Annotated in this window: 16 protein-coding genes and 1 pseudogene; 2 read left to right on the top strand and 15 right to left on the bottom strand. The window is 41.8% G+C overall.

Features of this window, described 5'->3' with window-relative positions; all coding sequences use genetic code 11:
* Positions 1-3: 3 nt before the first annotated feature.
* The 10 genes from PL8927_RS25395 to PL8927_RS25350 form a co-directional block, all read right to left on the bottom strand.
* Complete coding sequence (locus PL8927_RS25395) at positions 4-5043, bottom strand: PAS domain S-box protein (protein ID WP_083626438.1); 5040 nt, start codon at positions 5041-5043, stop codon at positions 4-6.
* Positions 5044-5387: 344 nt separating this feature from the next.
* Positions 5388-6017: a hypothetical protein gene (locus PL8927_RS25390; RefSeq protein WP_083626436.1), complete on the bottom strand. Its 630-nt coding sequence runs from the start codon at positions 6015-6017 to the stop codon at positions 5388-5390.
* 81 nt (positions 6018-6098) lie between these two features.
* Positions 6099-7151 carry a protein-glutamate methylesterase/protein-glutamine glutaminase gene (locus PL8927_RS25385; protein ID WP_083626433.1) on the bottom strand — a complete coding sequence of 351 codons (1053 nt, stop codon included), beginning with the start codon at positions 7149-7151 and terminating at the stop codon, positions 6099-6101.
* A 148-nt stretch (positions 7152-7299) separates the two neighbouring features.
* Positions 7300-8175, bottom strand: coding sequence for a CheR family methyltransferase (locus PL8927_RS25380; RefSeq protein WP_083626428.1), 876 nt, complete (start codon positions 8173-8175; stop codon positions 7300-7302).
* Between the two features lie 240 nt (positions 8176-8415).
* Entirely contained in the window at positions 8416-11718 is a 3303-nt protein-coding gene (locus PL8927_RS25375) for a HEAT repeat domain-containing protein (RefSeq protein ID WP_083626425.1), read from the bottom strand.
* Between the two features lie 57 nt (positions 11719-11775).
* Positions 11776-13833 (bottom strand): methyl-accepting chemotaxis protein, encoded by a 2058-nt coding sequence (locus PL8927_RS25370; protein ID WP_083626421.1) that lies wholly within the window; start codon positions 13831-13833, stop codon positions 11776-11778.
* A 168-nt stretch (positions 13834-14001) separates the two neighbouring features.
* Positions 14002-16584 carry a chemotaxis protein CheW gene (locus tag PL8927_RS25365; RefSeq protein WP_231506138.1) on the bottom strand — a complete coding sequence of 861 codons (2583 nt, stop codon included), beginning with the start codon at positions 16582-16584 and terminating at the stop codon, positions 14002-14004.
* An 86-nt stretch (positions 16585-16670) separates the two neighbouring features.
* On the bottom strand, positions 16671-17048 hold the full coding sequence (locus PL8927_RS25360; protein WP_083626417.1) for a response regulator: 378 nt from the start codon (positions 17046-17048) through the stop codon (positions 16671-16673).
* A 642-nt stretch (positions 17049-17690) separates the two neighbouring features.
* The gene (locus PL8927_RS25355; RefSeq protein ID WP_083626414.1) at positions 17691-18623 is read right to left on the bottom strand and encodes an isoaspartyl peptidase/L-asparaginase; all 933 of its coding nucleotides are present in this window, start codon (positions 18621-18623) and stop codon (positions 17691-17693) included.
* 20 nt (positions 18624-18643) lie between these two features.
* Positions 18644-18784, bottom strand: a complete 141-nt coding sequence (locus PL8927_RS25350; protein WP_083626410.1) for a DUF2256 domain-containing protein — start codon at positions 18782-18784, stop codon at positions 18644-18646.
* 47 nt (positions 18785-18831) lie between these two features.
* Between PL8927_RS25350 and PL8927_RS25345 the strand changes: the two genes are divergently transcribed.
* Positions 18832-19629 (top strand): RNA methyltransferase, encoded by a 798-nt coding sequence (locus PL8927_RS25345; RefSeq protein ID WP_083626407.1) that lies wholly within the window; start codon positions 18832-18834, stop codon positions 19627-19629.
* A 97-nt stretch (positions 19630-19726) separates the two neighbouring features.
* Positions 19727-21226 carry a serine hydrolase gene (locus PL8927_RS25340; protein WP_083626404.1) on the top strand — a complete coding sequence of 500 codons (1500 nt, stop codon included), beginning with the start codon at positions 19727-19729 and terminating at the stop codon, positions 21224-21226.
* Positions 21227-21415: 189 nt separating this feature from the next.
* Here PL8927_RS25340 and PL8927_RS25335 read toward each other — a convergent pair.
* The 5 genes and pseudogenes from PL8927_RS25335 to PL8927_RS25315 form a co-directional block, all read right to left on the bottom strand.
* Positions 21416-21589 (bottom strand): annotated as a pseudogene (locus PL8927_RS25335) (Uma2 family endonuclease); the annotation flags it as partial.
* Between the two features lie 51 nt (positions 21590-21640).
* Complete coding sequence (locus tag PL8927_RS25330) at positions 21641-22192, bottom strand: hypothetical protein (RefSeq protein WP_156093329.1); 552 nt, start codon at positions 22190-22192, stop codon at positions 21641-21643.
* Positions 22193-22307: 115 nt separating this feature from the next.
* Positions 22308-22802, bottom strand: a complete 495-nt coding sequence (locus tag PL8927_RS25325) for a hypothetical protein (RefSeq protein WP_083626398.1) — start codon at positions 22800-22802, stop codon at positions 22308-22310.
* A 74-nt stretch (positions 22803-22876) separates the two neighbouring features.
* Positions 22877-23305: a hypothetical protein gene (locus tag PL8927_RS28705; RefSeq protein ID WP_083626395.1), complete on the bottom strand. Its 429-nt coding sequence runs from the start codon at positions 23303-23305 to the stop codon at positions 22877-22879.
* Positions 23298-23489 carry a hypothetical protein gene (locus tag PL8927_RS25315; RefSeq protein WP_197047552.1) on the bottom strand — a complete coding sequence of 64 codons (192 nt, stop codon included), beginning with the start codon at positions 23487-23489 and terminating at the stop codon, positions 23298-23300. Before PL8927_RS25315 ends, PL8927_RS28705 begins: the two co-directional genes overlap by 8 nt.
* Positions 23490-23517: the final 28 nt, after the last annotated feature.

Here is a 23517-nt window from a genome sequence, read left to right as displayed (position 1 = left end):
TCCCTAAATCTGAGTCATAATGGCGATCGCTTCAAGCTGAAAGTTATCCACGAGGGAGGTCATCGCCTCAATTAGAAGTTGGTTCTCCGGTGGAATTTGACCGATGAGTTGAAGGATCTGATAATCATTGAGATCAAGCGCTGCTTCATGGACTTGAGTAATCCATTCTAGAGGCATAATTTGCAAATCTTCTGAAGTCAGAGTCTTAGATAGTGAAGGGGAGGGTTCTGATGGGATAGATTCAGCATAGCAATACTCTAAACCCAAATATTCAGCCATCTTCTGAAACAAAGTTTGTTCACGGAAAGGCTTGCTCATATAATCGTTGCAACCCGCAGCGAGGGCGAGAGTCCGATCGCTCTGGGAAGCTTGTGCTGTCAGTGCGATAATAATACTATTCTGCCCAGATTCCATAGCGCGAATTTGTTTAGTAGCTTCGTATCCGTCGAGGACAGGCATCCGAATGTCCATCCAAGTCAGGTCAGGTTGCCATTCCTGCCATAGCTGTACCGCTTCTTGGCCGTTACTGGCTTCCCGGACTTCAAATCCTAACTGAGTTAATAATCTCACGATCAATAGACGGTTTTCAATCCGATCATCAACAACGAGAATTCGATGATGGCTTTGGCCGGGAGCTAACCCGATGATCAAGCGATCGCTTTGTTCTGGTGTCACCTCAACGATATCGCTAGAACTCACCGGAAGAGAAAAGCTAAATATACTTCCCTGATCTATTGTACTCCGAACTGAAATCTCTCCACCCATGATTTCCAGGAGTTTCCGGCTAATAGTTAATCCCAACCCCGTACCACTGACCGAGTGTTTCCCAGCTTGGGCTTGCACAAACGCATCAAAGATGGTATCTATTTCTTCCGGTGCAATCCCTACACCTGTGTCGATAACTGCAAATTGGAGAATATATCGAGTTGTAGTCCCAACTTCAAGAGTGGAAACTGAATTCCTGACCTGTAAAGTAATGCTTCCCTGATGGGTAAATTTAATCGCATTACCCAAAAGATTGAGCAAAACTTGACGTAGTTTTTGAGCATCAGTATTAATAAATTGGGGAACGTCGGGAGCAATATCAAAATTGAGGTCAAGTCCTTTAGAACTCGCCCGTTCTGCTAACATATTGCGGAGAGAATGCAGCAACCCAATCAGGTCAAAGTTACTTTCTTCTAGGGTACAGTGTCCCGATTCAATTTTGGAGAGATCTAAAACATCATTAATCAAATTCAGAAGATGATCACCACTCCGCCAAATCGTTTGTAGATCTTCTTGCTGGCTAGGGGTTAAAGATAGGTCATGACCCATAACCTGAGTAAATCCCAAAATCACATTCAGGGGAGTGCGGAGTTCGTGACTCATATTGGCTAAAAAGATACTTTTGGCTAAATTAGCTTGTTCTGCGGCTTCCATTGCCTCTCGGAGTGCTATTTCTTTTTGTTTGCGATCGCTAATATCTTTATGGGTTCCAATCATCCGTACAGGCTGACCCTGGGAATTATAAGCCACTATTTTTCCATAGTCAGCAATCCATTTCCATTCCCCTGACTTACAACGCAGGCGATAATCAAAAGTATAAGGACAAGAACTATTTTTTAAATGAGTATTCAAACACTCCCATGTCTGAGATTGATCATCGGGATGAATCATCTGAGTCCAGATGTTCAAATCCAGCACCAACTCACCCGGTTTGTAGCCCAGCATCTCCTGATAGCGAGAACTTAAGTAAATTTCTCCGGTTTCAATAGACCAATCCCAGAGTCCATCTCCAGAGGCTTCTAGGGCCAGTTGCAAGCGTTCCTCGCTCAGATGCAAGGCGGCTTCAGCTTGGTGTCGAGCCGTGATATCTCGCAAAAAAGCCGTAAAGATAATCTCACCATTGAGATTCAGCTTGGAAATAGACGCCTCAGCCGGAAACACTGACCCATCTTTGCGACGCCCAAAAATCCCACCTCGCGCCATCGGTCGCGCATAGCCTCCCGTTTGGGCATAGTCACCAATATGCTGACGATGAACGTCTGTAAACCGATTGGGCATCAACAGCGTCAGGGGTTGTCCTAAAACTTCCTCCGCCTGATAACCAAAAATTTGTTCGGCACCTTTATTAAATAGAGTAATTTGCTGATCAATATTAATAGAAATAATCGCATCGCTGGCAATTTCTAAAATTCCGGCAAACCGAGCTTGAGAGATTTGGAGGTCAATGGCGGCTTGTTTACGTTTGCTAATATCTCGGCAAATAGAGAAGTGCATGATCTCGCCTTCTAGTACCACGCGACTGTAGCTAATTTCGACATCATATTCCGAACCATCTTTGCGGCGATGTCGAGTTTCAAATAGAGGCACAATTTCATCACTTTTGAGAATCGCTTCTAGGTCTTCAGGTGTCCATTGAGCATCCCAATCCGCAACATTTAATCCTAGGGTTTCTTCCACAGTATAACCCAACATCTGAGCAAAACTAGGGCTGGCTTGTACCACATCCCCTTGATAATTCATCACAACAATGCCATCAAGTGAAGTATTAAACAGGGCTTTTGTTCGCAGAAGTTCTCTTTCTAAATTAATTTCCGCTTGTTTGCGTTCGGCTTCGAGTTGTGCTCTTTCACTAATATCCTTCATGAAGCAATAATGTCCCAACAGTTGCTGCTGTTCATCGTAGGTAGCAATCATGACTAATTGTTTATAAAAAATTGAACCGTCTTTGCGAACTCCTATCGTTTCTACTTCGACTCTACCCTCTTTTACCATCTGCCAATAAGCGGCAATCAGTTTTTCTAACTCATCAGGATGGACAGTCTTTTCCCACAGCATCCCGATCATTTCTTCGGGTTGATATCCGGCGAACTGAGCATAGGTTTTATTGACATAAAGATAACGACCTTCGACATCAAGTTTGGAAATTCCTGATACGGCATTTTCCATCACCTCAATCAGTTCTTTGCGTTCAGTCTCAACTTGTTTGCGCTCCGTAATATCTTCTGAAAAACAGAGTAAATATTGGGGCTGATGCTGCTGATTGTAAACAGGAATTTTCATCGTATGCAGCCAACGTTTGCCCAAACTTAAACTGTTAATGGGTTCTTCTGGAATATCTTCTAGATTCCCTTTTTTCAGGGTATCTCTATCCTTTTGTTCAAAAAACTGGGCTTGCTCAAGGGGGAAAAAGTCATAGCTGGTTTTACCAATCGCTTCTTCGGCGGAGATCCCAAAAAATCGTTCACTGGTTTTATTCCAAAACTGAAAGACCCCAAATTGTTCAGGATTAATATCTTTAACAAATACAGCAACGGGTAAATGATCTAATAAAGCCTGTAAAAAATTACGAGTTTGTTGAATTTCCGCCTCGGCTTGCTTCAATTGAGTGATATCAATAAACGTAATTACGACTTGTTGGAGTTGATGATGGGGATCAAATTCTGGAAAGGCATTGACTAAAACCCAAGCCACAGGAGGAGTCAATTTATTGATTCCTAAAACATAATTTTTGAGGGGAATTTGGGTCGATAAAACTCGATTTACCGGATAGTCCTCAATGGGCATAATAGTGCCATCTTCCTGGACAAAATGCCATGCTGGATCAATTGCTGTTTTTCCCATCATTTGATCCATCGATAGTCCTAATAACTCACAAGCCATTGAATTGCAGAGTAGAATTCGGGTATCAGTCCCATGAATTACAAACCCCACACTTAAGTTATTGATCAGTTGGCGATATCGGCTTTCGCTGTGATGGAGTGATTCTTCGGCCTGTTTACTTTCAGTAATATTTCGCGCAATCTTTGAAGCCCCAATAACATTTCCTGCCTGATCTTTAACCGGGGAAATACTAACAGAAACATCGATCTTGATTCCATCTTTTCTCAGTCGCTTTGTATCATAGTGTTCGATGCTTTTTCCTTGGAGGATTCTTTGGAAAATTTTCTGTTCCTCATCGTGATATTCTGGGGGAATCAGTGTTGTGATCGATTTACCGACTATTTCCAGGGCTGTATAACCAAAAACTTTCTCGGCTCCGTGATTCCAACTTGTAATTACACCTTGTAAATCTTTACTAATAATCGCATCTTCTGAGGATTCAACAATGTTAGCAAGTTGAGTTAAATGAATTTCTGCTTGTTGTCGTTGCTGGATTTCCCATTGCAATTGACGATTTCCGATTTTCAATTGATGGATTTGATCTTGACTGATTTGTATAAGATTTATTACCAAGACAAATAACCAAACTAAAATTAAGCCTCCGATCAAGACAACTAGGGGTAAAGGCGTTTTGGCTTTTGTGATCAATTCTGGAGTGGCGAAAACAACAACCCGCCAGTCTGCACCATAAGCTTTAATGATCACTGTTTTTTGCAGTGTGGGATCAGAAGGAAGTTCGGGTTGACGATAAATTAATTCTTTGCCATCATAAATTGCGACTTTGTAACCCGGAGGCACTTTTAAAATGCTATCAAATAGGGTTTGAAATTGAAAAACTCCGATAATAAACCCATCAAAGCGATCGCCTACAAATATAGGTACAGTGGCTACAAAACCTTGACCTCCTTTCGGGAGAGGAATACGCCGCGTTATAATCACTTGATTTAGATCCCGTGCGACTTTTAATGTAATCTGACGACGGGGTTCTTGATTGAAATAGATATTTTTCTCGGCTTTAGTTCCAATTTGTGGTATAATCCAACGCACGACAAAAGCCGGATCAACCCATTCAATCGCTTGATAACCGACAAAATTGTCGATATAAGTCTTAGCATCCGCTTCCCAAAGGTTCTTTGTTTTACCTCCACTCACTTGCCAACGATCAGCCATTTGCTGGAGAGTTAATATTCGGCTTGATAATTCTTTATTCAGTTGTAACTCAATCCCCTGGGCTTCCTGCTGAATTAACTGCTCAATATAGAGTTGTTCATTTAAGGTTAGTTGTTGCCACAGAAAAAAAACCGCAATAGAAGCTACCACACCCAATAACAACGGTAACAGTCTTTTCCAAGGTGTTTGGCTAAGGATTTTAATCGGGTTAAGCTGGGCTATCACCATAAATCAGTTATCAGTTATCAGTTATCAGTTATCAGTTTAGAGACGTTGCATACAACGTCTTTACAGGGGAATCACTGATCACTGTTAACGGTTAAAAATTTTATTAAAATTGCTGAATTAATTGTATAACAAATAATAGAAACTCGCCAAGCTGAAGGAATAATAGATGATTGTATTTTTAACAATTCTTTAGGTCTATGACACACTGCTATCGGGTTGACAATAAGCTCCACCTCTAACAACAAATCATTACGAATTGTTAAGATTGGGTGTTCGGGTGGCTAATCACTTTTTTCTATTCCCTATTCCCTATTTCCCCCTGTTCCCTGTTCCCTGCTATAATTTTAGCAATTGAGAATAGCTAAGTCAATGGACGCTTCAATCCCCTTAATTAAACAAGATAAAGGAATTACCCCAGAAACAAAAACTAAATAACCCTTGACTGAATTATCATAGAATTGAAATGTAGTATCAACGATTAACACATAACGCATTTCATTTTTACTTAATATTAAAGATCGGACTAAATCAGGTAAAGGTTCAATTTGGAAGGTAGGAATAGAAAAGGTCAATTGACACCCCATCAAAGTGCTTAACATACTGCCATAGGAATTTAACAAAATATTCCCAGCTTCCGTTAAAACTTCACAGGCAGAAACATTCAAATGTAAAATTCCATCGGGGCTACTATTTCGGAGTAAATTCGTTAACATAACAGCAAACGAATAATTTAAAATTAATAACGCCTCGCCCTCAATTTTTCCTTGAAACATTTGATGAATACTGACAATATCTTCCTGAGAATAGTTCGGTAATTCTGTGGTTAATTTACTCAAAGGAGACAAAGAAACCTGCGAAATTTTCATCACCACTTCAAAACCAATTAATTCTGATAATGCCTTAGCTGTCCTTCGAGAGAGAACCATTTTCATGAATTTAGATAAGGCTATTTTTTGTTTTTCAGTGAGTAGCATCTCTATACCTCTGGAAGGTTAATCTGGGCTTAATTGTTGACGGTTAACTGTTACTTAATAATAATGGGGCGTTGAGAGAGATTATAAAACATCTAAAATTGCTTGTGCCATACTATTAAGAGGATAGGAGCGATCGCTCAATCCCGATTCCACAACAGAGCGAGGCATTCCATAGACAATGCAAGTTTCTTCTGCTTCTGTAAATATCGAACCGCCATGAGATTTAATCCAAGCTGAACCCTGTTTTCCATCAGCACCCATTCCCGTCATCACAATTCCTAAAACCCGATTTCCATAAACTTCTGCGGCGGATTGAAACATCACATCTACAGAGGGACGATGAGGCATATCAAACGGTTGGGCAGCTAAAGCAGCTACCACATTATCCCCTTGACGTTTAAAGGTTAAATGACGCCCAGCAGGGGCAATAAATACCACACCCGGACAAATTAGATCTCCATCCATTGCTTCTACAACTTTCAAAGCCGATAATTGATCTAATCGTTCCGCATACATTTTTGTATAGCCAATCGGCATATGCAAAACAATTGCAATCGGTACGGAAAGATTACTCGGTAATTGCGGAATTAAAAATGCTAAAGCTTGGGGGCCCCCCGTTGAAATTCCAATCGTAATTAAATCAATAACACCGGGATGAAGGGCAGGTTGAACCGGAAGAACCGCCGGGGTTGACTTCAATAAAGCCGGAACAGGAAGACGATTTAGGGGAACTTTAGCAGCGGCTTTGACCTTATCAATTAATTCTTCAGCTAATTCATACATTTTTTCAGTGGCTAAAGCGGTGGGTTTCTGAATAAAATCAACAGCCCCCGCATTTAAAGCCGCTAATACCATTTCTCCTCCTTCATTGGCAATACTAACAATAATCACAGGAATCGGGCGGCGTTCCATTTGTTGCCGTAAAAACTCTACTCCATCGATTTTGGGCATTAATAAATCTAAGGTAATTACATCGACTTCATCTTTCATCCGTTCTAGCATTTCTAATGCTTCTTCGCCATCATGGGCTGTTCCCACCACTTCAATAAAGGGACTACGAGCTAACATTTGTTTAATCACTTTGCGAACATAAGCAGAATCGTCAACGATTAAAACCCGAATAATATTACTCATGATTTTTATCCTCCTTTTTTAATTAAAATTAAGTCAAAGAACCGAAACAAGGACATTTTACCTAATATTTAGGATGGATCGGAAATTGCACCCTACTTAAATTTAGCATTTAAAATCCTTTATGGTTATCCTAAATTTAAAACCGGGACTAAAAAAATGGGGGTTTGGGTTGCTGTTTAACATAGGTAAATGCTCCCTGAATTTCCTCTAACTGAAATTTGGTTTTGAGTTTGAGTAAAGACTCGGAAGAACTCAAAAATAAATAAGCTGGGTTAAACATTTGTTGATAAAAAAAATTAACAGTTTTGGAAATAGACTTTTCTGAAAAGTAAATAAAGACATTGCGACAAAAAATAAAATGAGCTTGAGCTAAATATTGAATATCGGACTCTATTAATAAATTCTTGACTGACCAATGAATGCGATTATGAATTTGGGGGGACACCCGCCATCCATCGGGTTCAGCAGAAAAATATTTATCTTTTAAGGGTTCAGAAAAATTGCGAAACGAATACGGTCGATAGATTCCTAATTTAGCTTTATCAATTGCCCTAGAAGAGGCATCACTAGCATGAATTTCAATCGGAACTCGTTCAAACAAACCAGCCTCAGATAAAGCGATCGCAATCGTTAAAGGTTCTTCTCCGGTAGAACAAGCTGCACTCCAAATCCGAATCGGTTGACAAGGATAAGACAGACTATAAAACCGCTCTAAATACTGAGGTAATAACACCTCAACTAAAACCTTAATTTGGTCATACTCGCGCCAAAAATAGGTTTCTTGCACAGTTAATATATTAATAAGCTGTTGCCATTCTTCATCCGCTTTTATATCATATTTAAGCAGATAATAATAGTCTAAAAACGAATCAAACATCAGTTCTCTAACTCGACTCGATAGCTTATCAGCTAACATCGTTTGCTTAGAAATTTCATAAAATAATCCTGTTCGTTCATGGATTAGATCTCGCAAAATAATAAAGGTATTATCGCTTAACTTTAGAGGTTCTGGGGAAAATCGCATATCAGTAATCAGTTGTCAGTCATCAGTCATCAGTCATCAGTTATCAGTAATTAGTTATCAGTCATCAGTTATCAGTAATTAGTCATCAGTTATCAGTAATTAGTCATCAGTTAGGACATAAACTGATGAGCGCAAGCCTAAACTTGTGTTTCTATGAACTTCCCAATTAAGTTTTTCCTGGCTATAACTGAAAACTAAAAATTAATGGCTGATGACTGATAACTGATCACTGATAACTGACTATTGATGCAATCCTTTTTGAGCCGCCCGACGAACAGCAGCAGAAGGATCATTGCGAGCTAATATCCCCAATTTTTCAGTACAGCCGCGATTTCCCAGGTAGACCAAAGCGTTAACTGCCGATAAACGGACGTTTTGATCCTGGTCATTCAAGGCACTAATTAAAATTTCTGAAGCAAAAGGATGTTTTAGACGTTTTAACACTTCAACGACAGCACAACGGACAGCCGGGTGGAGATGGTTCAATCCTTGACTAATCCCTTCAATATAGTTCTCTTTCAGAGTAGAATGATCGAAAGTGCGAGAAGCTAACGCCACAATACAAGCTTCGCGTGTGGTGGAATCAACCGACAACTCTAATAAGGCTGCGATCGCTTCTGGAGTTCCCATGCGAGACAGAGACTCAATCGCCGCGTGAACCACTTTTTCCTCTGGATCAGCCGCTGCCATCCATTGTAAAGCCACCCCGGCTTCTTCTCCCCCACGTTCTCGAAAAGCATGAAGGGCATCTAAACGGCGTTCTGGGTTCGTGGAATTCAACGCGATTAATAAGGGTGCAACGGCCTCTGTACTTTCAATCCGCCCCAAGGCCATCACCGCAGCCCGAGCAATATCCCCGTCCCCAATATCAAGTCCAACCAAGGAAGTTAACAGGGGAATAGCTTGATCTCCTCCAATGTGGCCTAAAGCTGAAGTTGCTGCCGCCCTTACGGGATAAGCAACGTCCTGGGCGACAAGATTTTCTAAAACCTCAAATACCTGTAGGAGGATTTTTCCCTCAGACATCAGCAAGGCTGGCAAATCCAGCCGACCAATAGAACGCGCCGCTTGATACCGTACCCAAGAATCATTATCCTGTAAAGCTGTCAATAAGTGGGGTAAAGCCACACCTGCCTCTAAATCTCCTAAAGCGTGGGCAACTGCGGCCCGGACAGGGGGAACTTCCTCCCTTAAAGCTTGAACTAAACGGGGCACAACTCGTTGATCCTCAAGATAAGGTAAATGTTCAATCGCCGCCCGTCGCACTTTTTCTTCGGGATCATGGGTACAGTTGAATAAGGCTTCGATGCACTCCGCAAAGGCAAAATAACCCGCAATTTTGACGGCGGACTCTCGAATCACCGGATTAGGAGCAGTGAGTAAATGCAGAATCCGTTCGGGTAAGTTGGGATGACCGAGGGAATTCAGGGCGGCAATGGCCCCTAAACGCACGGCTGAATCGGGATGTCCTAATAATTCTAACAGAGCTTCAAAGGCCCGTTGATCGCCAATTTGGGCTAAAGCCGCCGTTGTCACCATTACTAATTCTGCATCTGCACTGAGTAAATCAGTTAAAGCCGGAACAGCTTGATTACTGCCAATCCGACCCAGTGCCGTAATTGTGGCTTTACGAGTGTCTAAATCTGGGGCATCTAATTGAGCAATTAATAACGGGGCAATCGAACTCCCAAATCGAACTAAAGCTTCAATAATTGTTTCTCGCAGTTGGGGATTACTTAAGAGTTCCGTTAATGCCGCAGCAACGCTTTCCCCTTCTAACCATCCCAGAATTAATACAATCGCACCTAGTTCTTCGGGATTTGCCGTTTTAATCGTGTTGAGCAAGTTTTGAATTCCGGCGTCAGTAACCGCACGACGGGTGAGATCCGCGACAAACTCCCCTTCCCCGAATTCTTGATGATAGCGGTGATAAATTTTAGCTAAGGCGATGGCCAAACTGCTCACCGGACAAGGGAATAGGCTTGTATCCGGTTGATTGAGACAGGAAGCGATCGCTGTCACCACATCGGCATCTCCCAATTCCCCTAATACTTCAGCTACCTTATCCCCTAATAATTCATTTTTTAACAAATAAACAATCTGAGAACTAATCGTAGCATCTCCAATTTTCATCAACGCTTCCAAGGCTGGGAAGGCTAAAAAGAAATCTCCAGACTGAGCAATTTCGACTAATTTATCGACGGCTTCCGTTGCCCGCAGATGCCCTAAGGATTCAATCGTATGATACCTAACATTAATATCGGGATCATCCAGTAGCGGAATTAAGGCAGGGATGGCTCTGGGATCATGACGTTCTCCCAAGGCTAAAGCAGTGTAAATGCGTAACTCTGGATCAGGATCGCTTAAACATCCCACCAAAGAAGGAATCGGATCAATATGGCTAAGAACTAAAACCTGAAGCACACTATTGAGAATATCAGGATTGCGGTGTTGTTCTCGAAGCAAGCGTAATAAATCCTGGGTTAAGCTGGGATCGTCTTGCATCGCCAAGCTATCCACCGCTTCCCGACGTACCCGCCAATTAAGAGTTTTTTGAATTAAGGGCATTAAACGTCCAGCAACAGTAAGATCTCCAATTTGCATCAAGGCATCTAAAGCCGGAAACGCTAAGAAAAAGTCTTGGGATTGAGCAATTTCCAGTAAGGGATCAATCGCGTCTCTGGCTTTTAAACGTCCTAACGCTTCAATCGCATGATAACGAACATTTTGATCGGGATCAGCTAAAGCTAACACTAAAGCCGGAACAGCCCGCAGATCCTCCCGTTGTCCCAGGGTTTGGGCTGCATAAATCCGCAGTTCAGGATCGGAGTCATGCAAACATTCAATTAAAGCCGGAATTAAATCAACCCGACTCAGTGCTAATACTTGAATCACACTATTAACAATCGTGGCATTGCGATGTTCTTGACGTAAAAGCTGTAACAATTCTGTGGTAATTTCTGGGTTGTAGCTGGCGGTTAAGCGTTCCACTACTTCCCTCCGAACTTGCCAACTACTTTCTTGCAAAGCATTCATAAAGTCAGTCGTATTGGAAGAGATTCCTTTACCCAGATCATCAGAGAGAGAAAATAATAAATTCTGATATTGTTCGTTGTTGAGGGTGGGAGAAGAACCCGTTTCTGATGGCATCACATCCCTGCGGTAATGCTGCTCGATATCAATCTCTCGTTCTCGTCGAACGGTTACATCCTCAAGGGTAACAATGCTTCCTACAATCCGGTTTTTGTCTCGTAAGGGGGTAATTGTGACGCGCTGCTGCATATATTGAAAATACTTAGACGAGATTAACGGTGGACAAGGAATTAAGTATTGATGAAAAGCAGGCGCGAGGGTTTCAATCACCCCTTCGGTGATCACCCGTTGAAATCGTTGCAATAAACCCCGTTGTTCTAAATCAGGAATTAGATCGGTAATTCGTTGTCCACTACTCATGTCCGCACTAATTCCCGTTAGTTCCAATAATCGAGAATCCCAGGAACGGATGATTAAATTTATATCCGTCGTAAAAATACCAATACTCATATTTCGGTTGATAGTTGACGGTTGATCTGATTATTACAGACGCGCCATGGCACGTCTCTAAACTGATAACTGATGACTGATAACTGATAACTGATTCAGTTGGCGTTCACTGATTTGTCCCATACTCTCCATCCCTTCCAAAGCCTGAGTTAAAATATTGGAATGCTCTAAATTAGAATTTTGAATTAAATTAATTTTGTGAGTCATACTTTGAACCGCCCCGGTCATTCCTTGAATAGCTTTTGATTGTTCTCTCATTGATGTTGCCAGTTGTTCTGACTGAATTCGCATATTATCAACCGCTAGGGTGATTTGAGTGGCAGTGGTTGCCTGTTCCGTCATGTCTTTACTAATATTATTAATCAGGTTAGCCAGTCGTTCGGCTTCTTGAGAGATTTGATCTCCGGCTAAGGACTGTTCTGCAATAGCGCGAGAAGTCGTCATCACCCCCCGTCGCATTAACTCTACCGCCTGCATAATTTGGGAAGCTCCCTTATTTTGTTCAAAGGCAGCTTTCCGCACTTGTCCGGCTAAAGTGGTGGTATTTTGAGCCGCTTTAATCACATCACGGGCCGCTGTTGCTTGTTCATTCATGGCTTTTGTGACTTGTTGGGCGATTTGTCGCATCTGCCGAGTCGAGACTACAATGCCTTGGGTGGTTTTGGATTGTTCCGTTGTGGCTTTTGCCACTTCTCGCGCTTGGTTAGCTGTAGTATTAATCGAATTAACCACCGTTTGACCCGCAATCATTTGTTCCTCAGAAGCGGTGGCTATTTGACTCACCAATTGAGTTGTTTTTTCAATCCCCGATAGGATTTTTTTTAATCCTCCTAATCCTTCTTCAGCTAAATTCCCGCTATCTTCAGCCACACGAGTCCCTTCATTGGAGGTATTAACGGCATCTTGGGCAACCTGTTGTAAGGCTTTGATAATAGCCGCAATGTCGGAGGTGGCTTGGGCTGCGCGATCGGCTAAATTTCTAATTTCTTCCGCCACCACCGCAAATCCCCGTCCCGCATCTCCCGCCCGGGCGGCTTCAATGGAAGCATTCAAGGAGAGTAAGTTAGTGCGCTCTGAGATTAAATTAATCGTATCGACAATACTGCTAATTTCATTGGTGCGTTTGGCCATATCTCGAATCACATCGGAGGATTTAACCATCGACTCTCGCACCCGACCTAACCCTTGAATCGCTTTTTCAATGGTTTTGCCCCCACCTTCGGCATCCTGCATGACTCGACGGGTAATTTCATCCGCTTGTTGGGTAAGGGTGGTAATCGAACGAATGGATCGATCCAACTGTTCAGCAGAAGTAGCTGCATTGGTGGCGGCTTCGGTAATTCGTTCTCCATTTTGAGCTACCCCAACAACAGATTGAGCCATTTCTTCCATAGAAGTCGAAACTTCTTCAACGGTGGCGGCTAAATTTTCGGTGGTGGCGGTGACTTCTTCGATGGAGGCGGCCATTTCGTTAATTGAAGCGGTGGTTTCTTCGGAGGCGGCAGTTAAATCATCGGCATTTTGGGCAACTCCTCCAATGGAACTGGTCATTTCTTCAATGGAGGCGGCGGTTTCGTTGACGGCGGAGGCTAAATTTTCCGTGTCTATACTGACACTTTTAATCGAGGCGGCAACCTGTACCATTGATGCCGTGACTTGAGAGGCTGAAGTTGCCATTTCTTGAGCACTATTGGCAACATTTCGGGTGGAAATACTGCTTTGTTGTACGGAAGTTGACGTTTGTTGAATCGCCGTTGCGAGTTCAGTGCTACTGGCGGTGACTTGTTCAATGGAGGCAGCCATTTCATTAATAGAAGAGACGATTTCTTCTCCTGAAGTGGCAACGGATTGGGTTTGGGAGGCGGTTTGTTTTAATGAGGTGGCTAAAGTTGAAATTCCGGTACAACTTTCTTCTAATAGGCGATTTTGAGATTCCATTCCCGATGAGAGATGTTCCACTGTTTGCAGCAGATCTTGGGTGTTGAGCCGGATTTGCTGATTCTGTTCTCTGGCTGGTTTAACAATCGGATCAGGTGCGCTGGGGTTGGTGATTTCATGGGATTTTTTTTGAGATTTTTTATAATTTTTTTGGTGCTTATTATTAACTTTAGCCATGATTTTTCTCCTTAAAATAGTTATTATTTTCAGTCATCAGTCATCAGTTTTCAGTTATCAGTTATAGCAATCCCAAATAGGTTGTAATAATTTAAAACTGATATGAAACAGCTAGAAGTATTACCCCTGTTCCCTGTTCCCTGTTCCCTGTTCCCTGTTCCCTACTCCCTAAACTGATAACTGATTTGTGAGTAATTCTTCCACATTTAGGATTAGGATAACTCGTTTTCCCAAGGTGGCAATACCTCCTAAATACCGACCGCTTAAAGGGGATATTCCTTCTGGAGGAGGTTGAATTGCTTGATCCGATATTGCTAAAAATTCCCTAGCAGTATCTACAATTAATCCAATGGTACGATGATTAGTATGAATCACGATTAAGCGAGTTCGCAGATTATAAGCGGTTTTCTCTAGTCCAAATCGGACTCGTAAATTAATCACCGGAATCACCTGTCCTCTGGAAAATACAACCCCCTCCACAAAAGGTAAAGTATTAGGAACAGTCGTAATTTGTTCAATCATTTCCATTTGCTGCACGATTTGAGATGGAATCCCATAGAGGGTGTCAGCGAGTTCAAACAAAATATAGGATTGGGTGGAAGTTGCAAGGTCTGACATGGGAGTAAGAGTTGGCGGTTGGCGGTTGGCGGTAAGGAATGGGGATGGGGAAGTTTGTAAGGTTGAATATCGGATTAAAGCACCCACATCTACAATTAAAACCACACGGCGATCGCCAAGTTCTGTTGCTCCGGCTATTCCCATCACTTGTACAAAAGGATCGGTTAAAGGCGTAACCACAATTTCCCGCAGTCCCGTCACCCGATCCACCACCAACGCCACCGAGTTTTCTCCCATCCCCACTACGACTATTGGGGAAGCAGGGGGAGCAGGGGAAGTAATGGAAGGAGGAGAGAGGGAGAAAATCTGGGCGAGACGGATAAGCGGTAATATGGTGTTGCGATAGCTAACAATTTCGTTATTCTCAAACGTAATAATTTGGGATGTCGAAACTTCTAGCACCTCTAAAACAGAAGCTTGAGGAATCGCAAAGGTTTGTTTACCAACATTAACAATCAGAGCATCTGTAATCGCTAAGGTGAGAGGGAGTTGAATCGTAAATTGAGTCCCGTGACCTTTGTGAGTATCCAAACTCAAGGAACCTCCTAACTCCTGAACTGTATTTTTGACAATTGCCATTCCTACCCCCCGTCCAGAAATTAAATCCGCTTGATCTTTAGTTGAAAATCCGGCAAAACAGAGAATGTCTAATACTGCCATCATATTGTATGGCTCTGGCTTTCCGGCTTCCCTATTCTTGTCTGCCAACAGAGTGTTCTCGCCAAGGTGCGTCTCGTCACTAACTCGTTGGATCACCGTTTCAATATCAACGCCACGACCATCATCTTCAATTTCAATAACGACGGTTTCTCCTACCGTTGTAGCCCGAAGTGTGATCGTTCCTTGGGGGTTTTTTCCGGCTTGCTGACGTTCTGCGGGGGTTTCAATGCCATGACTGACGGCATTTCTCACTAGATGTAACAGGGGATCTAACATTCGTTCTACAACGAATTTATCAATTTCGGTTTCCTGTCCACTGATTTCTAGGGTGACTTGTTTTCCACTGGCTCGAACTAAATCTCGAACGACAAATTGCATCCGGGCAAAAATCTCACCAATGGGAACTAAACGCACTTCCATCACCCCTTGGCGTAAATCTCGCAATTGTCGTTCTAACATCAAGTTAATTTCTTGTAAGGCTCTAATTTGAGGCGCCCGAAGACAGGCGGCTATTGATTTGAGATCCTCATCTAAACGGGCGCGACTAATCACTAAATCTCCCACCATTCGCATCAAATCATCCAGTTTGGGTAAGTCTACACGCACGACATTCAGAGTGTTGGCTGTTGACGGTTGACTGTTGACTGAAAAATGGGTGTCAGGTGTCGGGTGTCGGGTTTCAGTTATTTTCCTATCTTTCCCGGCTCTGGGTGTCTCCGCAGTCTCCGGTTTTTTTGCTCTAAAATAGGGTTGCCAGGTTAAACCCGGTTGATCGCTTTCTTGAAAGGGAATTTCAGGGACAGAGGTGGCTAAGATCAAATCAAATAGAATTTTGTTTCCCTCACTCATGCGAGGGGCAATATAAATTAATCTCCCCAAGGTTTGTAAATGTTCTCGAACGGTATTAACTCGGATTCCCTGTTCAGAGAGTTGGGTACTCGGTGAAAAAATAAAATGCCAGAGGGTTTCCCCGTTGCTAATTGCGGTGTTGAGTTCGTTTTGTTCTTCGGGTTTGAGTTTGAACTCTATTGGGGTAACAAGACTTGATGGGTTGTCGAGATGTTCGTCTGGAATCACGGCCCTAAGTTGGGCGCTGATGTCGGTAATGTCGGGTGCTGGGGTTTGGGTTCGGCGACAAGTGATGACTTGTTCAAGCAGTTTTGTTCCGGCAATTAAAGCATCAAATCCTTCAGAAGAGAGAACAATTTGTTGATCTCGTAATACTCGTAAATAGCTTTCCATTTGATGGGCTAATTCTTCCGCCACACTCACTCCCACCATCCCTGATAATCCTTTTAGAGAATGGAAACAACGGAATAATTCATTGAGGTGAGAACGCTCAAGAGGAGATTGATTGATCCACGATTCCAGGGTTAAAAGTTCTCGTCTAACAACCGCTAAATGTTCTTCACATTCTGCAAAATAGTCTTCTAAAAAATCCTCGAAAAAATTGTTATTATTCGGATTAGACACAATGGAATTTACCTCATAAGAATGATGTCACTACCTCTTACAAAAATCAGGGCTTAGACTGAATCAATTAAGGATATAGATCTCTATTAAACTGAAACCGAGGTCAGTAATTTTTGAACTTGATCTGCTAACAATTTAGGCTGAAATGGTTTGGTTAAATAGCAAGCCGCGCCTGCGGAAAGTGCTTCACTGCGACTATTTTCATCACCTTTTGTAGTAAGAATGATAATCGGTGTAGCCTGATGATTTGGGTGTCCTAAAACAAATTTTAGAACTTCTAACCCGTGCATATCGGGCATATTCAAATCCAGTATCATTAAATCAAAGGGCGCAATTTCAACCTGTTCAATTGCTTCTAAACCATTCCCGGCTTCACTAAAACTGATATCTTTTAAATCTCGCAAGGACGCGATTACCATTTTTCGCATCGTTGCTGAATCATCAACAACTAAAATCCGTCTCATAATCATAAACTCCTTGAGCGAATAAGACACAAATAGTTTGTCTTACTATGACTCGAAAGTTGCCTGGTAGATGCAGATTTTGGTGTTTCTACAATTCCAGAAAAGCATAGAGGGAAGTAGATTAATTTAAAGGATGGTAAGCTTAAGAAAAATGACACCATTGATTCCTCGTAAATGAATTTCTACCTCGCCAAATCATGCAAGCGATCAATGAGCATACTAACTTGCCAAATAATCACACTTGCATTATAAATCATCAGCTTCTAGGAATTCTAAATAGTGTTTGAAAAATTAACAGATGCAATGGGTGTTGGCGGTTGACTGTTGGCGGTTGATGGGCGAGGAGGGACATAAGGAGTGTCAACTTAAGGCTAAAACCCGTGATTAAAAGATCAGATCCCCCTAAATCCCCCTTAAAAAGGGGGACTTGGATCTCCTGTTCCCCCCTTGTTAAGTTGGATCTCCTGTTCCCCCCTTGTTAAGTTGGATCTCCTGTTCCCCCCTTGTTAAGGGGGGTTAGGGGGGATCATTGACTTGGGATCAGATAGCGCGTGAATTCGGGTTTGATCGTCTACTTTTAGCGTTAAGTTGACACTCCTTGGAGGAGGGACACAAGCCCCTACTCGCCCTGCTTCCCAACGCTTAACAGCTACTAGAAAATACTTGAGTTCCTTTAGCAGATTCTAGGCTATCACCCCTGTTTTGACCGTCGTGGAAAGCGGAAAGAATCACATCACAGGTTTTTCCCCAGGCGATCGCACCCGTTGCATCAATACCAATGGCCCCAAAATCCCGTTGATGCTGATCCGCTTCAGTAAAGGATTTCTCGAAGGCGGTTTTCAAGGATTGACCATCTGTGACCCGGATCACAATTTTGGCGGCTAAACATTCATCCAGAATATCTTCTCCAATTCCAGTACAACTAACTCCCGCTTGATCCGTTGCATAATTTCCCGCCGGAGTTGCGGAGTCACTGACCCGACCAATACGTTCAAACCCCTTACCCCCGGTGGAAGTTCCGGCGGCTAATTCTCCATTTTGATCCAAAGCCACAACCCCGATAGTTCCAGTTCCCGCAGGTTCAGAAACAACATTCGCCATGCTGCGTTTAAAATTGTCTTTGCGATCTTCGAGCCACTCTTGTAACCGTTGATCGGTGAGGGGATTATAAAGGGGAAGTTGCAGTTCTCGCGCTAATTCGGCGGCGCCATAGTCGGATAAAACATGATCTGAGGCGTTTTGTAGAACAACGGCTAAATCAATCGGATTTTTCACCCGTGAAACGTTGATGACCCCACTAAACCGTTGTAGAGTTCCATCCATCAACGCAGCACTCATGCGAATTTGGCCATCGGATTGTAAAACCGAACCTGTTCCCGCATTAAACCGGGGATCGTCTTCGAGGAGTTGACAACCCCGGACAACGGCTTCTTTAGCAGTGGCTCCTTTGAGAAGTAAGGCGTAAACTTGATCAATAACTTGATAGAGTGATTTACGAACCGCTTCTAATCCTCCTTTGTCTTGGAGAGAACTACCAGCACCGCCATGAATAATTAGTTTAGGTTGAACAGCCATGAATGTAATAATTTTTAAGATCAACGGCGACGACGACAACGTTCAGAACAATATTTAACTTCTTCCCAACAGTCGGCCCATTTTTTTCGCCAGGTAAAGGGGCGATCGCAAACGGGACAAATCTTAGTCGGTAAGTCAGACTTAGAACGCGGTTGTGCCATGCTAAGTTATTGAAGTTGCTTGAATCAGGGATGATCATATCATTTCCATGACACAGACCGATTCGTACACCCGATTAACTCCCATTCGGATTGTTTTAGTGGAACCCGCAGGGCCTTTAAATGTGGGTTCTGTGGCGCGGGTAATGAAAAATATGGGATTAGAGCAATTAGTATTAGTCAATCCTCAGTGTAACCCCGCTTGTGATGAGGCGAAAAGAATGGCGGTTCATGCTGGGGATATTTTAGAACGAGCGATCACGGTTTCGTCTTTACCCGAAGCTTTAACCGGATGTCAACGTGCGATCGCAACCACGGCGAGATCTCGATCCGATGCTTTACCGACGGATTTAGAAGATCCCAGAACGGTTTTACCTTGGTTATTAGACTGTCCCTCGGCTTTAATTTTTGGCCCGGAAGATCGGGGTTTAAATAATGATGAATTGAGTTATGCTCAAAGGTTTCTCCGTATTCGGTCGAGTTTAGCCTATCCTTCATTAAATTTAGCTCAGTCGGTCGGGGTGTGTTGTTATGAATTACGATATTGTGTGTTAGAAACCCAAAAGGGTACAGAAGACTCGATAGAAATCCCCCCTTCTACTGTTTCCTTGGAAGTCTTAGAGGGATATTATCAACAGTTGGAAGCGATGTTACTGAAGATTGGATATGTCTATCCCCATACTGCAAATAGTCGGATGAAAAAATTCCGGCGTTTGTTTAATCGAGCGAATTTAACATCTGAAGAAGTTATGATGTTACGGGGCATCTTGAGTCAAGTCGAATGGGCGTTAAATTGTAACAATTATGCTGCAATTGATGATACCCTAAAAACGTCGCCCGATCACTAATCCGTAGACAGTCTTGTCTAGTTACGGGTGTCGGGAATTTAAGTGATTAACCTTATCGTCTTAAAAGAATTATTTCAATCTTAGTCAGGTGTTAGGTGTGGCCCAGCGATCTCCTCGTCAGTCGTTATTCTCAATACTTTCTTTTTCTAAGTCGGGCTCTAAATCCTCGGAGCCAAAGTCTCGGAATGGAAATTCACCCAAATCCCAACCTCGGCGTCGTTCTCGTGGGTCTACTCCGCCACCTCCGAAACCTGTTTCTCGTCGATCTCCGTCGGTAGAACAACGACAGGGTATTGATCCCGGCCGTTCTGAATCCTTTGATCCCCTGCTCTCTCAACTGCGACAGAAACGGTCTGCGCCTCCGCCATCTCGCAAACCTCGATCTCAACCGGGTAAACGTTCATCTAGGGGAACTGCTGCTCCTTCTATTATACCGTTTCCTCAGTCCTCGGCTCCGACTGCGGTACGCTCTCGCCGATCTCCCGTTGCTCAGTTTTCCCCGTCTGAATCTCTTCTTCCACCGGGAAATAAACCCGTAAAACGGGTACGAAAAAAACGTCGGGTGTCTCCGATGGTCTATGCAACCCGTTTATTAATTTTAGGAATTGGTATTGGTGTGATTTCGGGAACGATTCTTTCGGCTTTAAATGCCTTGGGACGTTCTAGTGCGGAGGCGAATCAAACGGTCAGTTTAACCGCAGAACAACAAAAAAGTTTGAATGCTAATTCCTCTAATTCTTTAGCTCAATCTTTACAATTAACTCAAGAAGCATCGGATTTAAAAACAGCCATTTTAGGTTTAGCAAAAGATTCACCAAAGTTAAAACCTGGGGTGTTTTTAGTGGATTTAGATACAGGAAATTATGTCGATATTCAAGGAGAATTGCCACTTCCCGCCGCTAGTACAATTAAAGTTCCGATTTTAGTCTCATTTTTTCAAGCAGTTGATGAAGGCAGGCTCCGTTTAGATGAAGTCTTAACAATGGAGGAAAAACACATTGCTAAAGGGTCTGGAGAACTGCAAGATAAACCCGTAGGGAGTAAATTTACAGCCCTAGAAACAGCTACTTTAATGATTACTAATAGTGATAATACTGCTACGAATATGATCATTGATCGTTTGGGAGGGATTGAATCGTTAAATCAACAGTTTGCTTTTTGGCAATTAAAACAGACTCAAATGCAAAATATTCTTCCTGATTTGGAAGGAACAAATAAAACCAGCGCCAAAGATTTAGTCACTTTAATGGCGGAAATTAATCAAGGAAAGTTGGTTTCTGTGAAATCCCGTGATTTTATGTTAAGAATTATGCAGCAAACTCGCAATCGTTCTTTGTTACCCCGTGGTTTAGGAGAGGGAACGTTTATTGCTCATAAAACGGGCAATATTGACTCAGTTTGTGGGGATATTGGTTTAATTGATATGCTAAATGGGAAACGATATTTAGTTGGGATTTTAGTTGAAAGAGAAGCAGATGATCCCCAAGCAAATGAACTAATTCGTCAAGTTTCTTCTACTATTTATCAATATTTTGATACCTCAACCAACCCTCAACCCTCAACTGATCCCGATGAGGTTCAAGACGATCAACCCTAAATCGTAGGGTGCGTAAGCCAAGCGCACGCACCACCCAACAGTTTAAGGATAATTTTTATAAAACATAAACTGTTACGCACTTAAATTTTATATCTTAGCGAGCGGGGACGCTCGCACTGCAAAGATTCCACGATTTCGTACTATACAATTTAGACGCTGAACAGCTTAAAACAATATTGTCTCAAAACNGATTAATTCCGCTTCTCGATTTCCACTTTCTCCCCCCACTGGAGACATAATTGTTAATTCTCCTTGAGCATTTCTTTCAAATTTTAATTCTTGGTTATTTTGACAAAGTTGATAGAATTGTTCATCGCTAAGATGAACGCTATCTAAGTTTAATATCACAGGACTAATAACCATACTGTTAGTCTCAATGTGCGATCGCTATTTCTAATTATACTATAAAAATGTTTATTGTAACTTTTGGGTGAGATTCCAACAACCATTCCGATGTTCAAAAATATAAGCTCCTGGCTCTCCATAGGTGTAATCTAAATATTCTTCTCCTTCTCCCTTCGGATCATAAGCATAGTGAGCCTTGATATAATTAACTCGAAAAGTATTATTATTCATGCGGATTAAGTCAATTTGCAAGCGAGTATAAGGACTATTATCTACAGGAGAAGGTACAAGTTGTACCCAACGATAATCTCTTAAATCAATACTAAACTCATCATCTTTTTTTCTGAGAGTTCCTATCAGATAACTAGGATTTTTATAATCTCGAACTTCAATAATATCGGCTGTATAGGTTAAGCGTGTTTCATTTCCTTGATAATCTTGACCCCGGACAAAATGTTCAAAAAAAGTTCTGTATTCATCCGGTGAACAATATTCTGGTAAACTCGACGCTGTGACCATCCCTTTCGGTTGAATTTGAGCGTCAGCAGGCGGTAATAAATTAGAGATCATAGAATTTCTACAGCCTGTGATCAATCCCATACAGCTTACCAGAATAGTCATTGTTAAAACTGGGGGTAAAGTTGAAAATTGACTAAATTTTATAACCATAGAAAGATGCCAAAAATGAAGGTTTATGTCAAATCAAGAGAAGGAGAAAATACAATTTAAGACCGTTTTATAAGCCACAGGTAGACACAAAAAGTCTACTTCTAATAACTGACCATTCCTGAGCGGTAGCAGTTCCAGGCTGAAGTTTTTGTCCAAGCATTTCAGGATAGCGACTATAAAAAATTGTATCTGCTAAATAGTCATAGACACTAGAGTAAGACTTAGGCATTCCATTAAGATCGAAGTCCCAGCCAACATCAGATTTTTCCAAAGGACAAGCTTCCTGAGATGGTTTAATTAGTGGTGCAATTGCAGCGCGTAAATTATGCCATTCTCGAATATAATCTTGATCTGTATTTGTGAGTTTCCGACCCTGCAATTCAGGATTAGTTTGATAGAAGAAATGATCAGTATACTCATCAATTAAATCGGAAGGAGCTTGGCGATAAACTTGGGTTAACTCAGTATTAATACGCTGGGGGATTGCATTTGCTATTGTTGCATTAAAAAATAAAGTACCCGACAGCAGGCAAAGTACGGAAAATTTTGAGAGCGTTAGCATAGAAAACTAGATGAAGGTTATAGAGTTAATAACAATGAAGGACTCTATTTTTCCAGATACCGGATGATTAATTATTATAAATTTTGTAAAGTGGGGTGATTAATTTGGGATAGGTTCAAATATTCTAAGATTAATAATCGTAAGTAATCTAACATTCTCAAGTAAGATTTAAGATTTTCATATTGATCAGAAGTATTAAGATAAAATTGAGCAATGCTAGGAACATCAAACAGTCTGGTTCTGTGTAATTTTTCAATCGCTTGTTGTGGGTTTTCTATATAAAATCTAATTTTGATTTGATTTGCATATCCTCTAATATCTGTGGTTAAAAGTTCAATTTCTTCTAAAATCGTAAATTCTTCTTCAGATGTAGAAAATTCGGCAGCAATTGCTTTTCGTTCTGATTTAGTGTTTTGATAATCAATCGTTAGTTGATCTAAGAGTTGAATAATGTAATTTTGAGTTAACTCAGGATTTTGATTGGTAAGGGTAGTATTAGTCATCATTAACTCCATAGGTAACAATTTTTTCAATGCCAAATTGATCTGGACGAACAATTAAATATTCATTGCCTTTACGATAAATGGCTGAACCATCTTCACGATAACCTATTTTGGGTATTTTAACTGCTCCTTTTTTATTAAAGTTATGAGCCTGACGGAGTAGTTTTAAAGGATCAATATCCATCCAAACCCAGAAAGAAATGGGGTTTCTC

Source organism: Planktothrix serta PCC 8927, from assembly GCF_900010725.2.
Lineage (GTDB): Bacteria > Cyanobacteriota > Cyanobacteriia > Cyanobacteriales > Microcoleaceae > Planktothrix > Planktothrix serta.
Note: the sequence above shows the minus strand (reverse complement) of the source record. Positions and strands in the feature narration are given on the sequence as shown.